This is a genomic window from Mesorhizobium sp. B1-1-6 (assembly GCF_006443035.1).
Taxonomy (GTDB): Bacteria; Pseudomonadota; Alphaproteobacteria; order Rhizobiales; family Rhizobiaceae; genus Mesorhizobium.
In genome coordinates this window covers 149114-168263 of record NZ_VFWR01000004.1, presented here as the reverse complement: position 1 = coordinate 168263, position 19150 = coordinate 149114, and the positions used below count along the sequence as shown (strand labels likewise).

The 19150-nt window shown below is 63.7% G+C and carries 19 protein-coding genes; 8 read left to right on the top strand and 11 right to left on the bottom strand.

What is annotated here, in order from left to right; genetic code table 11:
• Nucleotides 1-54 precede the first annotated feature (54 nt).
• On the bottom strand, nucleotides 55-516 hold the full coding sequence (locus tag FJ979_RS09980; protein ID WP_140580763.1) for an RT0821/Lpp0805 family surface protein: 462 nt from the start codon (nucleotides 514-516) through the stop codon (nucleotides 55-57).
• A gap of 40 nt (nucleotides 517-556) precedes the next feature.
• Here FJ979_RS09980 and pdxH point away from each other — a divergent pair, with 40 nt between their 5' ends.
• Nucleotides 557-1174, top strand: a complete 618-nt coding sequence (pdxH, locus tag FJ979_RS09975) for a pyridoxamine 5'-phosphate oxidase (protein ID WP_140498039.1) — start codon at nucleotides 557-559, stop codon at nucleotides 1172-1174.
• A gap of 139 nt (nucleotides 1175-1313) precedes the next feature.
• Here pdxH and FJ979_RS09970 read toward each other — a convergent pair whose 3' ends face one another.
• Nucleotides 1314-2063 carry a crotonase/enoyl-CoA hydratase family protein gene (locus tag FJ979_RS09970; RefSeq protein ID WP_140580761.1) on the bottom strand — a complete coding sequence of 250 codons (750 nt, stop codon included), beginning with the start codon at nucleotides 2061-2063 and terminating at the stop codon, nucleotides 1314-1316.
• 19 nt (nucleotides 2064-2082) lie between these two features.
• The gene (locus tag FJ979_RS09965; RefSeq protein WP_140559372.1) at nucleotides 2083-3852 is read right to left on the bottom strand and encodes an acyl-CoA dehydrogenase; all 1770 of its coding nucleotides are present in this window, start codon (nucleotides 3850-3852) and stop codon (nucleotides 2083-2085) included.
• Nucleotides 3853-4079: 227 nt separating this feature from the next.
• Here FJ979_RS09965 and FJ979_RS32920 point away from each other — a divergent pair, with 227 nt between their 5' ends.
• The 4 genes from FJ979_RS32920 (at nucleotide 4080) to FJ979_RS09945 (ending at nucleotide 6397) form a co-directional block, all read left to right on the top strand.
• On the top strand, nucleotides 4080-4328 hold the full coding sequence (locus tag FJ979_RS32920; protein WP_140514793.1) for a hypothetical protein: 249 nt from the start codon (nucleotides 4080-4082) through the stop codon (nucleotides 4326-4328).
• A 38-nt stretch (nucleotides 4329-4366) separates the two neighbouring features.
• Nucleotides 4367-4654 (top strand): DUF1778 domain-containing protein, encoded by a 288-nt coding sequence (locus tag FJ979_RS09955; protein ID WP_140514791.1) that lies wholly within the window; start codon nucleotides 4367-4369, stop codon nucleotides 4652-4654.
• Nucleotides 4655-4662: 8 nt separating this feature from the next.
• Entirely contained in the window at nucleotides 4663-5154 is a 492-nt protein-coding gene (locus tag FJ979_RS09950) for a GNAT family N-acetyltransferase (RefSeq protein ID WP_224684799.1), read from the top strand.
• Between the two features lie 127 nt (nucleotides 5155-5281).
• A complete protein-coding gene (locus FJ979_RS09945) occupies nucleotides 5282-6397 on the top strand; it encodes a glycoside hydrolase family 25 protein (protein WP_140580949.1) in 1116 nt (371 codons plus the stop codon).
• Between the two features lie 24 nt (nucleotides 6398-6421).
• Here FJ979_RS09945 and purD read toward each other — a convergent pair whose 3' ends face one another.
• Entirely contained in the window at nucleotides 6422-7705 is a 1284-nt protein-coding gene (purD, locus tag FJ979_RS09940) for a phosphoribosylamine--glycine ligase (protein WP_140514787.1), read from the bottom strand.
• A 158-nt stretch (nucleotides 7706-7863) separates the two neighbouring features.
• Nucleotides 7864-8685 carry a phytanoyl-CoA dioxygenase family protein gene (locus tag FJ979_RS09935; protein ID WP_140558219.1) on the bottom strand — a complete coding sequence of 274 codons (822 nt, stop codon included), beginning with the start codon at nucleotides 8683-8685 and terminating at the stop codon, nucleotides 7864-7866.
• Nucleotides 8686-8776: 91 nt separating this feature from the next.
• Here FJ979_RS09935 and FJ979_RS09930 point away from each other — a divergent pair, with 91 nt between their 5' ends.
• Both FJ979_RS09930 and ubiA read left to right on the top strand, forming a co-directional pair.
• Nucleotides 8777-9688 carry a LysR family transcriptional regulator gene (locus FJ979_RS09930; protein WP_140580759.1) on the top strand — a complete coding sequence of 304 codons (912 nt, stop codon included), beginning with the start codon at nucleotides 8777-8779 and terminating at the stop codon, nucleotides 9686-9688.
• 69 nt (nucleotides 9689-9757) lie between these two features.
• Entirely contained in the window at nucleotides 9758-10741 is a 984-nt protein-coding gene (ubiA, locus tag FJ979_RS09925) for a 4-hydroxybenzoate octaprenyltransferase (RefSeq protein WP_140580757.1), read from the top strand.
• Between the two features lie 75 nt (nucleotides 10742-10816).
• On the opposite strand, the gene FJ979_RS09920 is transcribed toward ubiA, so the two are convergent.
• From FJ979_RS09920 to FJ979_RS09910, 3 genes are all read right to left on the bottom strand, one after another.
• Entirely contained in the window at nucleotides 10817-11383 is a 567-nt protein-coding gene (locus tag FJ979_RS09920; RefSeq protein WP_140498020.1) for a DUF6101 family protein, read from the bottom strand.
• A gap of 182 nt (nucleotides 11384-11565) precedes the next feature.
• Nucleotides 11566-12996, bottom strand: coding sequence for an FAD-binding oxidoreductase (locus FJ979_RS09915; RefSeq protein WP_140580755.1), 1431 nt, complete (start codon nucleotides 12994-12996; stop codon nucleotides 11566-11568).
• Nucleotides 12997-13006: 10 nt separating this feature from the next.
• Nucleotides 13007-13981 (bottom strand): L-threonylcarbamoyladenylate synthase, encoded by a 975-nt coding sequence (locus FJ979_RS09910; protein WP_181168563.1) that lies wholly within the window; start codon nucleotides 13979-13981, stop codon nucleotides 13007-13009.
• 161 nt (nucleotides 13982-14142) lie between these two features.
• Between FJ979_RS09910 and FJ979_RS09905 the strand changes: the two genes are divergently transcribed.
• Nucleotides 14143-14592 (top strand): hypothetical protein, encoded by a 450-nt coding sequence (locus FJ979_RS09905; protein ID WP_140580751.1) that lies wholly within the window; start codon nucleotides 14143-14145, stop codon nucleotides 14590-14592.
• Between the two features lie 89 nt (nucleotides 14593-14681).
• Here the strand turns inward: FJ979_RS09905 and glyS are convergent, their stop codons facing one another.
• The 3 genes from glyS to FJ979_RS09885 form a co-directional block, all read right to left on the bottom strand.
• Nucleotides 14682-17090: a glycine--tRNA ligase subunit beta gene (gene glyS, locus FJ979_RS09900; RefSeq protein ID WP_140580749.1), complete on the bottom strand. Its 2409-nt coding sequence runs from the start codon at nucleotides 17088-17090 to the stop codon at nucleotides 14682-14684.
• Nucleotides 17091-17278: 188 nt separating this feature from the next.
• Nucleotides 17279-17947: a DUF559 domain-containing protein gene (locus FJ979_RS32915; protein WP_246679293.1), complete on the bottom strand. Its 669-nt coding sequence runs from the start codon at nucleotides 17945-17947 to the stop codon at nucleotides 17279-17281.
• Nucleotides 17948-18088: 141 nt separating this feature from the next.
• The gene (locus tag FJ979_RS09885; protein WP_181165179.1) at nucleotides 18089-19009 is read right to left on the bottom strand and encodes a glycine--tRNA ligase subunit alpha; all 921 of its coding nucleotides are present in this window, start codon (nucleotides 19007-19009) and stop codon (nucleotides 18089-18091) included.
• Nucleotides 19010-19150 lie beyond the last annotated feature (141 nt).

The window sequence follows — 19150 nt, the reverse complement described above, 5'->3', positions numbered from 1 at the left end:
TGCGCTCGCATAGGAAGAAATTCCAGTGCTGGACGTTATTTCAAAGGTGGAAGCTCAAAGCGCCCTGAAGTCCTGCATGCGCCAGCCGCCGGCGCTGGCCAGGCAAAGTTCGCCCGCGAACATGGCAACGCCGTCAAAGCTTTCGCGCGAAGCCTTGAAGCGGCGGCAGGTCTGGCCCCCGTCCTTCAATTCCGCCAGTTCGGTAATTGAGCCGCGCGAACCCGTACCGGCATTGGCCCACGGCACGGCTTGACCGCCGAGCTGCTCGATGTCGGCGGAGGACACCGCGTTGCCGATCGTCGTCTGGTCGGAATCGCGGTCCGAATCGGCCGGCGCGGCTGGAGCCGAAATGCTGCCGGTCAGGATCGAGCGATCGACCTCGGCCTTTTGCAGGCTGAAGCCGCCCGCGCCACATGCGGCAAGCGGCAAGGCAATCATCACGATCGCGGCTTTGGCGCTGGCTGAAGCAAATAGGCTGCCTTGCCTGCTGTCAAAAGCTTGCGCGATACGCGACAATCGGCAACCTCCCCTGTTTGATGAAAATTTGAGAAAAACTATGAGTGAGACTGAGTTAACAAGCGGTGACTTTACCGAGGCCGCCGAGCCGTTTCGCCTTTTTGCCGCATGGCTGGACGACGCCACCAAAAGCGAAATGAACGACCCCAACGGCGTGGCGTTGGCAACCGTCGATGCCGAGGGCATGCCGGATGTGCGGATGGTGCTGCTCAAGGGGTTCGATGAGAGCGGCTTTGTGTTCTACACGAATTTCGAAAGCGCCAAGGGCCGGGAGATCCTAGGCAGTATGAAGGCGGCGATGTGCTTCCACTGGAAATCGCTGCGCCGCCAGGTGCGCGTGCGCGGGCCGGTGGAGATCGTCAGCGATGCCGAAGCCGACGCCTATTACGCGACACGGCCGCGCGGCAGCCGCATCGGCGCCTGGGCCTCGAAACAGTCGCGGCCGCTGGAAAGCCGGTTCGCGCTGGAAAAGGCGGTGGCCGAATACACGGCCCGCTACGCCATCGGCGAGATTCCGCGCCCAAAACACTGGTCGGGTTTCCGCATCGTGCCGAAGACGATCGAGTTCTGGCACGACAGACCGTTTCGGCTGCATGACCGCGTGGTGTTTTCGCGCAATGCCGGGGGCGGTTGGGAGAAGACGCGGCTTTATCCCTGAGTTTGTAAACTAGCGCCGACATCCTCACTGCGCCTAGCCCGGGCTGGCCAGTGGCGACCGAGGCACGCGGGATAGGTCGGCGCTCCACCCCACCCGACCCTGCGGGCCGACCTCCCCATCTAAGGGAGGCGGGGCCGAACTAGTTTTTTCTGGTCATGAATGCCGTCAGTGCAGCGCGGGCTTCGTCCGATTTCAGCCGCTCGCGAAAATGCTCGCTTTCCACGTTGATGCGGGCGACGAGGTCCTCGCGAGAGCCGCGCATCAGGTCGCGCGCGATCCTGAGCGCCTGCGGCGGCTTGGCGGCGATCTGGCCGGCGGCCGCCAGAACCGACGCCTCCAGCGCTCCTTCCTCGACAACTTCGTAGATCAGACCAGCGGCCTTGGCGCGTTCGGCCGAGAAGCCTTCGCCAAGGCCGAGCAGCGCGAACGCGCCCTGCTGGCCCAGGATGCGCGGCGCCAGCAGGCTCGATCCCGCTTCGGGCACAAGGCCGAGGTCGACGAAGGGTGTCCTGAACACGGTGCGCGGCGTGGCGAAGGTCAGGTCGCAGTGCAAATTGAGCGTGGTGCCGATGCCGACCGCGATGCCGTCGACACCGGAGACGATGGGTTTTGCGACCCTGGCCAGCGCCATCAGGAAATCCCAGACTTCCGTGCCGCCTTCGCCGCCAGTGGCGACGACCATGAAATCGGCGAGGTCGTTGCCGGAGGAGAAGGCACCGGGCACGCCGAGAAAGACATGGACGCGAATTGCCGGATCCGCATCCCCTTCGGCCAAGGTTTGCGACATCTTGGCGTACATGGCGCGCGTCAGCGCGTTCTTCTTGTCCGGGCGGTTTATGCGGATGATCTGGATGGCGCCCTGGCGCTCGACGAGGATATGGTCTGTCACGGTTCTTTCCTTGTGAACGTCAGGCGGAAATCAATGTCTTGCCGGCAGCGGCGAGGCTTGCGGCGCCGTCGACAACGCGCTCCTTCAAGGCACTTGTCTCGCCGAGCAGGTTTTCGGCGAAAAAGCGGCAAAGGGCGACGCGGCCGTGATCGGCAACGGCGCCCCGCGCCAAGTAGGCGCCGCCGGCTGCAAGCGAGACCAGCCGGAGATAGGGTGTCGCGCCGGCAAGCGCCTCGCCAGTCCGGCCATCGGCCGACAGTTTTTGCAGGAAACGTGTCGCTTGCGTCAGATCGTCGAGCCCGCGGTCGAGAGCATCGGCCGTATGGCCAAACCCTTCGAGATTTGATGTCCGCACGGCGCTGGCGACAGCGGCAAGCTCGGCGATGAAGCCGTGCACATGCTCGCCGCCGCCGAGCGGCAGTTTTCGGGTCACCAGATCGATCGCCTGGATGCCGTTGGTGCCCTCGTAGATCGGCGCGATGCGGGCGTCGCGATAGAGTGCCGCAGCCCCCGTCTCCTCGATGAAACCCATGCCGCCATGGACCTGGACGCCAAGCGAGGCGACCTCGACGCCGATATCGGTCGAAAAAGCCTTGGCAAGCGGCGTCAACAGGTTGGCCCGGTCGCGCCAATGCGCCGCCTGGTCACCAGACGATACGCGCGCCAGGTCGATGGCATGGGCACAGGAATAGCTGATCGCCCGCGCGATCTGCGTCAGCGCCTTCATGGTCAGGAGATTGCGCTGCACGTCGGGGTGATGGACGATCGGCGCCATGCCGGCGCCGGCGTAATCCGCCGCCTTGCCCTGGCGGCGCTCATTGGCATAGGCGATCGCCTTCTGGGTCGCGGCTTCCGCGACCGCCACGCCCTGCATCCCGACGGCGAGGCGGGCATTGTTCATCATGGTGAACATGCAGGCCAGCCCCTTGTTCTCCTCGCCGATCAGCCATCCGATGGCGCCGGGCTTGGCGCCCTGAAAACCGTCGCCATAGATCATGGTGCAGGTCGGCGAGGCATGGATGCCGAGCTTGTGCTCGAGGCCCGAACAGAAGACGTCGTTGCGTGCGCCAGGCGAGCCGTCCGCGCCGACCAGGAATTTCGGCACCAGGAAGAGCGAGATGCCGCGCGTGCCCGCAGGCGCGTCAGGCAGCCGCGCCAGTACCAGATGGACGATATTGTCGGTGAGATCATGCTCGCCATAGGTGATGAATATCTTCTGGCCGAAGATGCGGTAGGTGCCGTCGCGGGCCGGTTCGGCGCGCGTGCGCAAGGCAGCGAGGTCCGAGCCGGCCTGCGGCTCAGTCAGGTTCATCGTGCCCATCCACTCGCCGGAGACGAGCTTTGCGAGATACTTGGCCTTGAGCTCTTCCGAAGCGTGCTTGTCGAGCGCCTCGACCGCACCCATGGTCAGCGTCGGGCCAATGCCGAAGGCCATGGCGGCGGAATTCCACATTTCGAGCGCGGCGACGCCGAGCATGGTCGGAAGCGCCTGCCCGCCATATCCTTCCGGGCCGGAGAGCGCGTTCCAGCCGCCGTCGATCCAGCGGCGATAAAGTTCCTTCCAGCCCGGCGGCATGGTCACTGCCGCGTCCTTCAGCACCGCGCCGTGCTCGTCGCCAATCTTGTAGAGCGGCGCGACCTCTTCGGTGGCGAAGCGGCCGGCCTCGCTAAGAACGGCGTCGACGAGATCCTCGCCGAGATCGCCGAACGTGCCGTCATCGAGGGCAGGCTTCAGGCCGGCCACATGCTTGAGGGTGAACGCGATGTCCTCGACCGGTGCCAGATACATGCCGCTCGCTCCTCCTGATGCATCGGCCAGGCTGATCCTAGGACCTGAGTGGGACCTGCTTGCCACACACCGTATTCGCCTTTGGGCGATCGCCCATCTTCTTTTTACGTAAACGTCAAATTTTGTCACGCTGATTTTGCAATCGCGCCGGCTCGTATTAAATGCGATGGACGCCGGGTCAAAATCGACCGGCAACAGACCAGAACCAGCCGACTGGAAACCAACTCATGCTTGCCAGACCTGACGCCTACCGTTGTATCGAGTGCGGCCTGCCCTACCGGGCGGCGGGGTTCTCATATTATCACGGTGAATTGGAAAACGGCGCCGCCTATTGGTCGGATCGCGGTATATTGTGCTCGCCGAAATGCTCGATCGCCCATCATCGCAAACGCGCGGCCGAAGGCACGCTGCCGCAACAGCCCGCGCCGGATCCGTTTGAAGTTCAGCCATTCGGCCGCGCTGACCGTCGCACTTGATATGTATTCCCGTACATACCGTGCTAGAGGTGATCGAAATGACAAACCAACTGACCCGTACCTCCCGTCTCGAAGCTCGGATATCCCCGGATATGCTGAGTGTGATGAAACGTGCCGCCGAAATCCAGGGCCGCAGCGTCAGCGACTTCGTGGTCTCCGCAGCGCAGGAAGCTGCACAACGCACCATTGAGGAGATCGCTATCATCCGCCTATCCATCGAGGATCAGCTCGCTCTGGTAGAGGCCATTCTCAATCCGCCCGAACCTAATGAAGCGCTGCGCAAAGCCGCCGACGCCTACAAGCGAGTTGTCGTCGAATCCCGGTGAGTCTAGGCTTGATCATCGAGCCGCTGGGCGGATCGTATGATCGTAAGACATTCAGCTGTGGCGTGCTGGCACTCGGCCAATATCTACACGAGTTGGCAAGCCAGGACGTCAAACGCCGAGTTAGCAACTGCTTTGTCGCCGCGGACCGTGATGTCGATCTCATTGCCGGATACTACACTCTTGCAGCGTCAAATGTGCCCATCACTTCTCTGCCGGAAGACCTGACAAGACGCCTACCGCGTTACCCGGTCCTGCCCGCCATATTGATCGGAAGGTTGGCAGTTGATACCCGATATCAGGGAAAAAGAGTAGGATCGATACTGATCGTGGATGCACTTCGGCGCTGCGCCCAAGCTGCTCCTGCTTCCTTCGCACTGATCGTCGACGCAAAGGACGACATGGCCGCCGCCTTCTATTGCAAATATGGTTTCAGGCCATTTCAAGACCGGCGGTTGTCGCTGTTCCTATCAGTAGCGACGGCGTTGAAGCTGTTCGGCTGACGGACCGCATTGCCTTGAAAGCGAATCCTTAACCATAGCGGTCCAGGATTTGCCTTTGATCAACGGGGATTCCTGTTTGAAGAGAACGGCGCATCTTCTTCGCCGCCCAGCGATCGCTCTCGCGGCGATGATGGCGCTGACAACGGCGGCAAGGGTCTCGGATTTCTCCGAGCCGTGGAAAAGTGCCGACCGGGCGCTTGTCGTCGATGCTTACGAATACAATTCCATCGACTGGGCGCAGCTTGCCACGGACAAGCGCGTCGTCGGCTTCATCAACAAAGCCTCCGATGGCATGTCGCCGCCCTATTCCTGCTCCGGAGACGATACCGAGGTCAAACTCTGCAAGGCACTGTGGAAACGCCATGCGGTGACGCGCGAACTGTTCCAGACGCGCAAGGTGGTCGCCAAGGCCCTCGGCCTGAAATGGGGCGCCTATCACCTCGCCCGCCCCGGCAATCCGGTCGAGCAGGCCAATAATTTCCTCGATTTCGCCGATCCCGCGCCGGACGACCTCATGGCCCTCGACATCGAAGGCATTGATCCCGCGCAATGGATGTCGCTCGACGACGCCGAGGCGTTCGTGCGCCAGGTGCATCGGCGCATCGGCCGCTTCCCGGTACTCTACACCAATGGCAAGACCGCCCAGTATATCGCCGACAACAGCTACAAATACCGGCTGCTGTCGCGGCTGCCGCTCTGGTACGCGCGCTACAAGCCTGACATCGACGTGCATTTTCCCATCGGCAACTGGCAAGGCTATGCGCTCTGGCAGTTTTCGGCGCAGGCCAATTGCGGCCGCTTCCGGTGCCCCTACAGGGTAGCCGGCACGCCCGACGACATCGACGTCAACGTCGCGCCGACAGATGCCGCCACGCTGCGCCAGCAATGGCCGTTCGGCGGGCTGATCGACGTGCCCGCGGATTATCTCGCCAGCGTACCGGTGCCGCTCTCGCGCGAAGCCGCTTTGGCCGGCAAGACCACCCTCATCTACGCCGATGTGGCGACGCCGCCGAGTTTCGGGGAAATGGTCGCGGTGCTTGGTTCGCGCTGGTCGAAATTCCGCGACGGGTTCCGCATGCCTGTCGTGAAGACGGTGCCGCGGCGGCCGATCTTCGGCATCGTCCAATATGTCTCCTGGAAGCGCACCGGGCAGCGTACCCCCGCGCAACTCGACGCCGCCTTCGCTGCGGCGGCGGACCCGGTGAGCACCGCTTCTACCGAACCCGACCGCGGCAAACGCTGAATTTGTGCGACCGGATGCTTGCGGTCAGCTTGCTCCTGCCGCTTCGCGCGCCACGGCCTGCCAGCCAATGTCGCGGCGGCAGAAGCCCTGCGGCCAGTCGATACGGTCGAGCGCGGCATAGGCCTTCTCCTGCGCCTCGCCGACAGTCGCGCCGACCGCGGTGACGTTCAAGACGCGACCGCCATTGGCGACCAGCGCACCGCCATTGATGGCGGTGCCGGCATGGAAAATCTGGGCGCCCTGGCTGGCAGCCTCATCGAGCCCGCGAATGACCGAGCCTTTTTCGGGCGTCCCGGGATAGCCCCTCGCGGCCATGACGACGGTCAGTGCAGCCTCGTCGCTCCAGCGCGCCGATATGTGCGCGAGCTGGCCATCGACGGCGGCATTGAGCAGCACCAGCAGGTCGTCCTTCAGCCGCATCATCAGCACCTGGCATTCGGGGTCGCCGAAGCGGGTGTTGTATTCGATCAGCTTCGGCCCTTCGTCCGTTATCATCAGCCCGGCGAAGAGAATGCCGGCGAAGGATGCACCCGTTAAAGCCATGCCACGCATGGTCGGTTCGATGATCTCGCGCATGGTGCGCTCTACCATCTGCGGCGTCATTACCGGGGCCGGCGAATAGGCGCCCATGCCGCCGGTGTTGGGGCCGACATCACCGTCGCCGACGCGTTTGTGATCCTGCGCGGTGCCGAAGGGCAGTGCTGTAGTGCCGTCGCACAGGCAGAAGAAGCTGGCCTCCTCGCCGGTCAGAAACTCCTCGATCACCACTTCCGCGCCGGCCGTGCCGAAAGAGCCGTCGAAACAGGCGTCGAGCGCGGCCAGCGCCTCATCCATCGTCATTGCGACCGTGACGCCCTTGCCCGCGGCAAGGCCATCGGCCTTGATGACAATCGGCGTGCCCATCTTCTCGACATAGGCCTTGGCCGATGCCAGGTCTGAGAAACGGCCATAGGTGGCGGTGGGGATGTCATATCTGGCGCAGAGATCCTTGGTGAAGCCCTTCGATCCTTCGAGCCGCGCCGCCGCACGCGACGGGCCAAAGACGCGGATGCCCCAGCCACGCAGATCGTCGGCGATGCCGGCCACCAGCGGCCCTTCCGGCCCAACCACTACGAGGTCGATCTGCTTGTCCTTGCAGAAGGCGGCGACAGCGGAATGATCGGCGATGTCGAGCTTGACCAGCTCCGCCTCGCGGCCGATGCCAGGATTGCCGGGCGCAGCATAGAGCTTGGTCAGCAACGGCGACGCGGCGATCTTCCAGGCGAGCGCATGTTCGCGGCCGCCGGAGCCGAGAAGAAGAACGTTCATGGCCACCTCTTGATGCCTGTAATCTTCCAAAGAACCCGCTATTGCTCTCTGGACGACGGGTCAAGGCATCCGGGCGATTTGGTCGAAATTGCGCACGGGAACGTTACCCCTGCCAGAAAATCGGCGGCGTCCTCCGCCGCCGATTTCGGGCAAGCGCCTCAGCTCTGGAAGACGATCGGGAACCAGTCCTCGCGCAGCTTCTGCCCCGGCTGCATGCCATGGCCATGATAGGGCGGCGAGGTGCGCCCCGGCCGTTCGACATAGTGGGCGTCGTCGCCGACCCAGCGCAGCGAAAGCGCCCGCCGCCGCGCCGCAGTGAGGTTGCCGCGTGCGCCATGCGCTGTCCTGAAATCGAACAGGATAGCATCGCCCGGCTCCATTTCCCATTCAAGCACCTCCAGCGAGGAGTCCGTGTCTGGATCCGGCACCGGCAGGTAGTCACCCTCGTCGCCATAGAAATTGCTGTCGTCGAGCCAGCGCACCGGCAGGATCATCTTGTCCCATTTGTGCGAGCCGGCAATCAGCCGCAGCGTTGCCTCCTTTACAGGGTCGATAGGGATCCAGAAGCTCACTGTCTGCCGGCCGTCGACAAAATAATAGGGGATGTCCTGATGCCAGGGCGTCGGCTTCTGCGTGCCCGGTTCCTTGACCAGGACATGATCGTGGAAGAACTGCGCCGTGCGCGACCGCATCACCGCGGCCGCCAGTTCGGCCGCCGGCGATTCGCGCACCAGCTCGACGAATTCTGGAATGCGTTCCCAGTTGCAGTAGTCGTCGAAGAAGCTGCCGCGGCCATTGGCGATATCCGATGCGGTGGCGCTGCGGTTTTGCATGTTCCGCTCGATGCCGGCGGCGATCGTTTCGACCCAGTCCTTGAAAGCGCCGCGGATGCAGACAGCGCCGTCGCGCTGGTAATCCGCTATTGTCCGCGCATCGATCAAGCCTGTGTCGATCGCGCGAGGTGCGGTCTGGGAAGCCATGGCATTCTCCTTTCAGGGATCGATGCCACTATCGCAAGCCTCTTTCATTCAGTAAAATAATAACTTCTCATCTGTCACATAGTGCCACTCTATGAGTCTGACCCTAACGCAGCTGCGCTATCTGGTTGCCGTCGCTCGCCACGGCAGCGTTACCGGCGCGGCCAGGGCGCTGAACGTCTCACAGCCGTCCATTTCGGTGGCGATCGACGCGGTCGAACAGGATTTCGGCCAGAAACTCTTCGTGCGCCAGCGCGGAAGCGGCGTTTCGCTGACATCCTTCGGCCGCGCCGTGGTGGCCAAGGCGAAACAGGTCCTTGCCGAGACGGACGAGCTCATCGGTCTCGGCTCGCGCAAGTCGGCGCTCGGGGGCGAACTGGTGCTCGGATGCTTCGAAGATCTGGCGCCTTATTTCGCGCCGGCCCTGATCCGCGCCTTCTCGGAACGCCATCCTGAGGTTGCAGTGATCGTGCGCGACGAGACCTTCGAGACGCTCGGGCGGCGCCTCGGCGATGCCGCCGTCGACCTCGGGCTCACCTATGATCTTGGGCTGCCTTCGCATTTCGCCCGCATCCTGCTGCATGAGCTCAGGCCGCACGCGCTTTTGCCGGCTGGACACGCGCTGGCGGATCGTCCCGATGTCAGCCTGGCCGATCTGGCCGCCTATCCGCTGATCACGACGGACCAGCCGCATAGCTGGCAGCACATGCTGGACCTGTTCCGCAGCCGTGGCCTGTCGCCGGTCGCCGACAGGCAGACAAGCTCGTTCGAACTCCAGCGCAGCATGGTGGCCAACGGCTTCGGCGTCGCCGTCAGTTACACGAGGCCGCATGGCGACCGCAGCTATGACGGCTTGCCTCTCGTCTGCAAGCCGCTTTCCGATCCGCTGCCCATGCAGCGCATCCTCCTCACCCATGACACGCATCAGCGCCTGCCCAATGCCGTGCTGGCCTTCGTCGACGTGGCAAAGAGCTGGTTCTCCGCCCGCGACATCTTCGCCTCCTGAAGCGCTGACGAATGCCACTGCCCTGCTCGCCGCTTGACGGTTTGCGCGGCTGCTGCCACTCCATCGTTCATGGAAACGGTTCAGTCGAAAGCAGCCCAGGGCCGCGTCGCCGACGCGCCGAACGGCCATTGGGTGTACCGCGTGCTGCCGCGGCCGATATGGCCCTATGCGCAGCTTGCCCGATGGGACAGGCCGATCGGCTGGCAGTTGCTTCTGTGGCCGTGCTGGTGGTCCGCGGCTCTCGCGGCCAGCGCCTATCCGCGCCCGGGCGATCCGCTGCCTTCGCTGCTGCCGGCGCCCTTGTATCTCGTGCTGTTCCTGGCCGGCGCCATCGCCATGCGCGGCGCCGGTTGCACCTATAATGATCTGGCCGACGAGGACATCGACAATCAGGTCGAGCGCACGCGCTCGCGGCCGCTTCCGTCGGGCAAGGTCACGCGGCGGGGGGCATGGCTGTTTCTCATCCTGCAGGCACTGGTCGGACTTGCCGTGCTCTTGCAGTTCAACAGCTTCGCCGTCCTGCTCGGCGTCTGTTCGCTGGCCATCGTCGCCATCTATCCATTCATGAAACGGATCACCAACTGGCCTCAACTGGTTCTCGGCCTTGCCTTTTCCTGGGGCGCGCTGATGGGATGGGCGGTTGAGTTCGGCGACCTCGACGGGCCGGCCATCATGCTCTATCTCGGCTCGATCCTGTGGGTGATCGGCTACGACACGATCTATGCGCACCAGGACAAGGAAGACGACGCCATCGTGGGCGTACGCTCGACCGCGCGCCTGTTCGGCGACAACACCAAGTCGTGGCTGGCCGGGCTTTACGGCGGCGCGCTTGTCTGCTTCGCCATCGCCTTCGCGTCAGCGCAGGCCCCTGTCGTGGCTCTGGCCGGACTTATCGCCGCCGGCGCCCACATGGCGCGGCAGATCCTGGTGCTGGATATCGACAATCCGGATCAATGCCTGCGGCTGTTCAGGTCGAACAACCAGGTCGGCTGGCTGATCTTCCTCGGCCTCATCGGCGGCGCGCTGTGGGTGGCGCTGAAGCCACTGGTGTAGTTTTCTTTTCCTTCTCCCCGTTTACGGAGAGAAGGTGGCGCTAGCCGGCGCCAGCCTTCCAGACAGAATTTCAGCCTATTCGCGCGCGATGATCTCCTCGCCGCCGATCACCAGCCTGAGACCGAGGTCACCCGCCCTGCGGCGGGCGAGGAAGCGCGGGCGGCGCATGGTCGAAACGCGGCCCTTGCGGCGGTCCTGCGGCGGCAGCGTCTTGATGGCCGCGCCGAGCGATTCCTCCAGCGTGCGGGCGATGCCGTCCGATTCGATCAACAGCATCGGCAGGCGATAGGCGTCGGCCCAGGCGCGCCAGTCGGCGGCGACGTCGTCGAGATCGTCGGCCACCAGCAGCGGCACCGACAGCATCGGATCATTGTGCAGGAGTTCCAAAGTCACCGTGACGTTACCTTCCGGGTCCTCCATCGCGCGGGCGGCAACGCCGCGGAACGCATTGGCGGGCAGAGCGATGATCGCCGGTACGCCGCTCATCTCGAGCAGGCGGCGGATCACGGCGCCACGGTGGTCGATGGTGAAGGTCACGTCGCCATAGTCGTCGCGCGTGGCGTAGCTTACCACCTGCGGCAGGCGGAATGGGTCGAGGCGCATGTTGCGTCCCGCCCAGACTGGCTTCAGTCCAGTGTTCATTGAATGCCTTCCTGTTTCTCCTGAGAGCCGGTGTCCGGTTCTCTCCGGGCCAGTTTTCCCGGCCTCGTTATGTGGAAACAGTAGCGCGGCCTCCTTACCGCCGCGCTTAAGAAAGTCGGTTAAATTTTGTTGATCACGGGGATGGTTATCGGAATGCGACCGAGCGCTTGAATCCGAAAGGATCAGATAACCTTACCAGGATTCATGATGCCGGCCGGGTCGAAGGCCTGCTTGACCCTGCGCATCAGGTCTATCGCCATCGGCGGGGCGGTGGCGATCAGTTCGTCCCGCTTCAACTGGCCGATGCCGTGCTCGGCCGAGATCGAGCCGTGGAAGGAGCGCACGACGTCGTGCACGGCCTTGTTCATGGGGTGGTAGAGATCGAGGAACGCCTGGTCGTCGCCGTCAACTGGCCGCGAGATGTTATAGTGGAGATTGCCGTCGCCCATATGGCCGAAGCAGACCACGCGCGCTCCGGGGCTGACCGAAGCCACCGCGCCGGCGGCCTCTTCGATGAAACGTGGGATCGATGCCACCGGCACCGAAATGTCATGCTTGATCGAGGCGCCCTCGGGCTTCTGCGCATCGGGCAACACCTCGCGGAAATTCCAGAAGGCATCGCCCTGGGCGAGGCTGGCCGCGATCACCGCATCGCCGACGATTTCCTGTTCCAGCCCGGCCCCGAGCACGTCCTCGATCAGGGCCCTGGCATCCTCCGGCGAACGGCCGGACGAGATCTGCATCAGCACATACCACGGCCAATCCTGCGCCAGCGGCTGCACCACGCCCTGGGCATGCGCCAGCGTAAAATCGTAGGGCCGCTTGCCGATCAGCTCGAAGGCGGTGAGCGCGGCGCCGGCGCGGTCCGTCGCCAGGCTGAACAGCGACAGCGCCGCCTCGGCCGACGGCAGGCCGACGAACGCAACCTCGCGACCTTTCGGCTTCGGGAACAGTTTCAGCACGGCGGCGGTGATGATGCCGAGCGTGCCTTCGGCGCCGACGAACAGATTCTTGAGGTCGTAGCCGGTATTGTCCTTCTTCAGCTTGCGCAGATCGTCGAACACCTCGCCCGTCGGCAGCACCACCTCGACGCCCAGGCAAAGCTCGCGCGCATTGCCATAGGCCAGCACGCCGGTGCCGCCTGCATTGGAGGAAAGGTTACCGCCGATCTGGCAGGAGCCCTGCGCGGCCAGCGACAGTGGAAACAGCCGGTCGGCGGCATCGGCCGCTTCCTGCAACGTCTGCAAGATGACGCCGGCCTCCGCCGTCACGGTGTTGGACAAGGCATCGATCTCGCGGATGCGGTTCAGCCGCGACAGGGACAGCACGATCTCACGGCCGGACCTGTCCGGCACCTGGGCGCCGACCAGCCCGGTATTGCCGCTCTGCGGCACGATTGGCGTCCCCGTCTCGGTCGCCAGCCGCATGATCCGGCTGACCTCCTCGACGCTGCCTGGCCGCAGCACAAGCGATGTCGCGCCATGCCACAGCCCGCGCCGTTCGGTGATGTAGGGTGCTATATCGCGCTGGTCGCGCAATGCGTATTTCTCGCCAACGATCGCCGCGAAGCGGTCGATGAGAGCGGTGTCGGGAATCTCGGCGATGTCGGTCATGTGCGCGAAACTATGTTGGCGGCAAGCTATTGTCACGCGGCGCGGCGGCACGTGAAAGCCGATCGTTGATCGCTTCGCCGAGCCCGTCGAAGGGAACCGGTTCGACGGCGATGGTCCGAGCGCCGCTGCGATCGAGCTCCTGCATGTAGGCGAAAAGATTGCTCGCCGCTTCGCGCAGGTCGCCAGCCTCGGACAGATTGAGCCAGGCGGCCGCGTTTTGCCAGCCTTCGGCGCGACGTTTGCCGAAGGCCAGCAGCGCCTCGTCTTCGCCGACGGTCCCGGCGTTGAGCCGCACCGCGGCGTCAGGCGCATAGTGCGAGGCAAGCATGCCCGGCGCCTCGACACCGGCGTCGGCGCCGCGCAACAACTCCATGCCGACGACCGCCTCGATTTCCTGGGCGGCAATGCCGCCGGGCCTCAGCAGACGCAATTTTCCCTCTTCGGCCTTGACGATGGTCGATTCCAGCCCGACCGGCGTCGCCCCGCCATCGACGACCAGCTTTATGCGTGCGCCGAGATCAGCCGCCACGGCTTGCGCCGTCGTCGCGCTGATCCTGCCGGAGGAATTGGCGCTGGGGGCCGCAAGCGGCCGGCCGAGCCTTGCAATCAGGTCGCCGCCGAAGCCCCTCGGCATGCGCAAGGCGATCGTGTCGAGCCCGGCGGTGACTAAAGGATGGGTGCCGTTGCCGGGCCGCTGCGGCAGCACCAGCGTCAAAGGACCTGGCCAGAACGCAAGCGCCAATTTCCTCGACAGCGGATCGAACACAGCGATGCGCTCGGCCATCTCCATATCGGCGATATGGGCGATCAGAGGGTTGAAGCGCGGCCGACCCTTGGCCTCGAAGATACGCGCCACGCCAATGCCGTTGGTGGCGTCGCCGGCGAGCCCATAGACGGTCTCGGTCGGAATGGCGACCACATCGCCGCTTTCAAGCAACGCCAATGCCCGTTCCATCGCCTCGCCGACGGCAAGAATTTCAGCCACTCTCGTCACCTCACGAATGTCGGCTGCGTAGTACGATGGCGTCCAAGGGGCAAGCCGTCCCTTGGCGATTCACCAATCCCTAAAATGCTACGATTCCGTGAAAGCCGGCATCAATTCCGACCCGCTATCGTGCGGCTTCCGGGTAATGGGGAGCTTTCATCGTGTCTGTGCGTATTTGGGGAACGCTGGGTGTAACTCTGGCGGCGATGGCCGGCGGGGCCCAGGCCTCGTCACTGGTCTTTCCCGGCGCGCCGTCCGCAACGCCGTCCATTGTCGCGCTGAAGGCAGCCGACGCTGCCCAGGCAGGCGATACGCCGTCGGTCACCGAGCTCGGCGACCCTGACGTCACCTATGAAAAGGTGGCGGCCATCCCGAACGCGCCTGAGGCGCGGCACGGCTTCCTGCAAAACCCGATGATCATTCGCGGCGGTATCGTCGGCAGCGCCTTCTCGACGCCCACGCAGGCCAAGGCGCCGGCCACTGCCCCTGCAACCGCCACCGCTTCGGCGGCACCGGCGGCGAATGGGCAGAAGACCCCGGCGACATCACCGGCAGCCGCGCCGGCGGCGGCAGCGCAGCAGCCCGTCCCTGGGGTCGGCAAGCTCAAGTAGCGGCTGTCTTGACGTCGATCCGGCGTCCGGCACCATTGCCGGACGGCCGCTTTTGCCGCCGTGGACGAGCGTCACCGCCTGAAGTCCCTCTAGCCCGCGATCTTGGAGAAATCCGCGACCTGGTCGGTGGCCGCGCGGATGCGGGCGAGCAGCGCCAATCGGTTGGCACGCACGGCCTGATCCTCATCATTCACGAGAACGCGTTCAAAGAATGAATCAACCGGTTCGCGCAAAACGCTAAGCGCCAGCATGGCGGCGGAAAAGTCTTCGTTTTGAATCGCTTCGCCGGCTTGCTTCTCGGCCTGATTCACCGCCGCGAACAACGATTTCTCGGCATCGTCGCGGAACAGCGCCGGCTCAACGGTTTCGGCGATCGCCGTCTTCTTCTTCTCCTCGGCAGCCAAAATGTTGGCGGCGCGCTTGGTGCCGGCAAGCAGGTTCTTGCCGTCCTCGGTGTCTAGGAAAGAGCCCAGCGCCTCGACGCGGCGCACGATCTGCAAGAGGTCGTCGGCCTGTGGCGTGATGACCGCGTCGATGAGATCATGGCGGGCACCCTGATCGCGAAGGTAGACTTTCAGGCGGTCGTGGAAGAAGGCGAGAAGGTCAGATAGGATTTCTCCCTCCAATTGGCGCGATTCAATTGCGATCTCAGGAATTTCATCAGAAACCTGGTCGCGCAAAACCCATCCGACAACGAAAGGACGGCGCCGAAAGAATTTTTCATTGAAGTCTCGTAACTGGTCTCCGAACCGCAATTCGTCCTCAAATTGATCTGCGACGACGATCGTTTTGTATAGTGAGCCCCAATTGGTGATGCGGTTAATTAACGGAACAATCTCCATAGAACTGTCGAATGCCCTTAGCCTGCGAGCCTCTCTGAGCAAGAGCTGCCAGTATGCGCGGCCGGCGAAATGAAGCATCCGAGCTGGAAGTCGATTCTCCACAAAAATCCTCACCACGCCCAGCGCAGCCCTTCGCAGCGCATAAGGATCCTTCGAACCCGTCGGCTTCTCATCGATGGCCCAGAAGCCGACCAGCGTGTCGAGCTTGTCAGCGAGCGCGACGGCGACCGACACCGGATCGCTTGGCACGTAGTCGGACGGGCCTTGCGGCTTGTAGTGTTCCTCGATGGCTACGGCCACGGATGGGTGTTCGCCTTGCAGCAGCGCGTATTTGCGGCCCATGACGCCCTGCAATTCGGGAAACTCGCCGACGACTTCGGTGGTCAGATCAGCCTTGGCGAGAACCGCGGCGCGAGCGGCGAGCGCGGGATCGGCGCCGACGGTCTGCGCCAGTTCTTGCGCCAGCCGCCTGATCCGCTCGACCCGCTCGCCCTGCGTGCCGAGCTTGGCATGGAAAGTGACACCAAGATGGTCGAGGCGTGCCATGCGCTGGTCGAGAGGCTTCTTCAGGTCGAGCCCGAACTTTTTCGCCGACGCTTCGAGCTCGGCGAGATCAGGCAAATCGCCCTGGTCGGTCGTCCAGAAATAGAGCGCGTCGGAGAGGCGCGCGCGCACCACCTTGCCGTTGCCGTGGGCGATCTCCTTGCCGCCGTCACTAGCCTCGATATTGGCGGTGAGGATGAAGCGGTTGGAAAGCGTATCGCCTTGCCCCTGCGGCCGCGTCACAAAGCACTTCTGGTTGGCGCGGATGGTCAGGCGGATCACCTCGGCCGGAATGGCCAGGAAAGCCTCTTCGAACGCGCCCATCAGCACGACAGGCCATTCGACCAGCCCGGACACCTCTTCCAGAAGCCCCTCGTCCTCGACCAGATCCAGCCCGTTGGCGAAAGCGAGATTGCGGGCATCGGCAAGGATGATCTCCTTGCGCCGGTCTGCGTCGAGCACGACCTTGGCCGCTTCCAGCTTGCTTACATAGTCGTCGAAGCGGCGCACGGTGATTTCGCCGGGCGCGTGAAAGCGGTGGCCGTAAGTGACATTGCCCGAACGGATGCCGTCGATCTCGAAATCGACCACGACCGGCTCCTCGGTTTCCGGACCGAAGGTGCACAGGATCGATTGCAGCGGCCGCACCCAGCGCAGCGAGCCGGGCTTGGCCGAGGCCGGCCCCCAACGCATCGATTTCGGCCACGGGAAATTGCGGATGATGTCAGGCACCAGTCCGGCGATGATCTCTTCCGCCGCCCTGCCCGGCTTCGAGACATGGGCGACGTAGAAATCGCCTTTCTTCGGGTCGGAATGGACGTGTGCCTCGGCGACCGAGGAAAGCCCGGCCTTGCGCAGGAAGCCCTGGACCGCCTGTTCCGGCGCTGTCGTCGACGGCCCCTTGATCTCCTCGCTGATGTCCTTCGAGCGCGCGGTCAGGCCCCTGATGTCGAGCGCCAGTCGCCGCGGTGTCCAGTACTCGCGCGCCGCCTCGTAGGTCAGCCCTGCCTCGACCAGGCCGTCGGTCAGCATCTTCCTCAGATCGCCAGCCGCCTTGCGCTGCATGCGGGCCGGGATTTCCTCGGAGCGAAGTTCGAGCAAAAGGTCCGGCATCAGAGTGTCTCCGCCCGCATGCCATTTTCCTGTTCGCGCGTCCTCGCGCCTCCGGCGCTGCGGGCGCGCGGCTGGGCCGGGATTTCCTCGGAGCGAAGTTCTAGAAGCAGGTCAGGCATGGATAGCTCCTCACCCTCCCCTCGATGGGGAGGGTCGGCGCGTCAGCGCCGGGGTGGGGTGGCGGCGTCTCAATCTCTGGCGCCTTCGGCGTCTGGCAGGCGAAGGTCTGGTTTTCGTTCTTCCACCGCCGCATAGATCGTATCGAGCACGGAATCCAGTTCGTTTTTGATTTCGTGGTTCCAGAAACGGATGACACGATAGCCCTGACTTTCGAACCATTTTGTCCGAACTTCATCGTGTCGTTGCTGGCGATCGAAACTGTGGTGAGCGCCGTCCACCTCGATGATCAGCTTCAGGCGGTGCGAGATGAAATCAGGGAAGTAAATACCGACCGACGCCTGCTTGCGGAAATGAGTGCCTTCCACCGGGATGCGCCATAGGTGCCGCCACAAAATGCGTTCCTCGTCGGTCATTGCCGCACGAAGCCGTTGCGACGACCGCAGTTTGAACCGATCGAGTTTCGGCATGAGAAGTCGCGCTGTCACTCCCACCCGCCGCTTCGCGGCGACCTCCCCCATCCAGGGGGAGGTAAAGAGGCCATAGCAACTCGGCTGGCCGCTGTCACCCTTTCCAGAAATTTTGGGCGTCCTGTCGGGACGGGATGATCCCACTCGTCCTTGGATCAAAGATTTCCATGAACCGAACGCAGCGCTGAAGCGACCCACGCTCAGGCAGAGAGCTATTGGCTGAACGACCATGAAAACGGCATCCAGACTTTTGCAAATCCTGGCGCTCATCGCCTGCTTCACCGCTCAGGCCCATGGCGCCTTCTCGATGCCGGGCGTGCGCCAAGCATTGCGTATAATGGCCGGCCCGAGCGGCCAGATTCTATCGCCGATCAACGCTTCCCTCGATTTGATGAGGGAGGGTGCCTGAGATCAGGCCGCCAACCCGCCGGCCTGCGTCTTCAAGAACGCCTCGCCACAGGCTTTCGCCAGATTGCGCACGCGCAGGATGTAGCTCTGCCGCTCGGTGACGGAGATCACGCCGCGCGCGTCGAGCAGGTTGAAGACGTGACTGGCCTTGATGCACTGGTCGTAGGCGGGAAACACCATGCGGTGCACAGGCAGATTGTCGTTCGATGCGGGCGCACCGGCATCGAGCAGTGCCTTGCATTCGGCCTCGGCATCGTCGAAGTGGCGCAGCAGCATCGTCGTGTCGGCGTATTCGAAATTGTGACGCGAATATTCCTGCTCGGCCTGCAGGAAGACATCGCCGTAGGTGACCTTGTCGGCGCCGTCGCGGCCGTTGAAATTGAGGTCGTAGACATTGTCGACGCCCTGCACATACATGGCCAGCCGTTCCAGACCATAAGTGAGCTCGCCCGCAACCGGCGCGCATTCGATGCCGCAGACCTGCTGGAAGTAGGTGAACTGCGACACCTCCATGCCGTCGCACCAGCATTCCCAGCCAAGGCCCCAGGCGCCCAGCGTCGGGCTTTCCCAATCGTCTTCGACAAAGCGGATGTCATGCAGCAGCGGGTCGATGCCGATCGCCGCCAAAGAGCCGAGATAGAGCTCCTGCAGATTGGGCGGATTGGGCTTCAGGATCACCTGATACTGGTAGTAGTGCTGCAGCCGGTTCGGATTCTCTCCGTAGCGGCCGTCCTTGGGGCGGCGCGAAGGCTGGACGTAGGCGGCGTTCCAGCGCCTCGGTCCAAGCGCCCGCAGCGTCGTGGCCGGATGGAAGGTGCCGGCACCGACCTCCATGTCGTAGGGCTGGAGGATCACGCAGCCATAGTCCGCCCAGTAATTGTGCAGAGTCAGGATCAGCCCCTGAAAGGAGCGGCTGGGATGCATATGGGCGGGGATTTCAATCGTCACGGTGGCCTCGGCTGCAAGGGCTGACTTGCGGCCCCGTCCTAGAGACACGGCGGCGAAGCGTCAAGCAAGGCGCGGGCGTCGCGAGGCATGTCGAAAGCTTTGCGAGCGGCTGGCCCA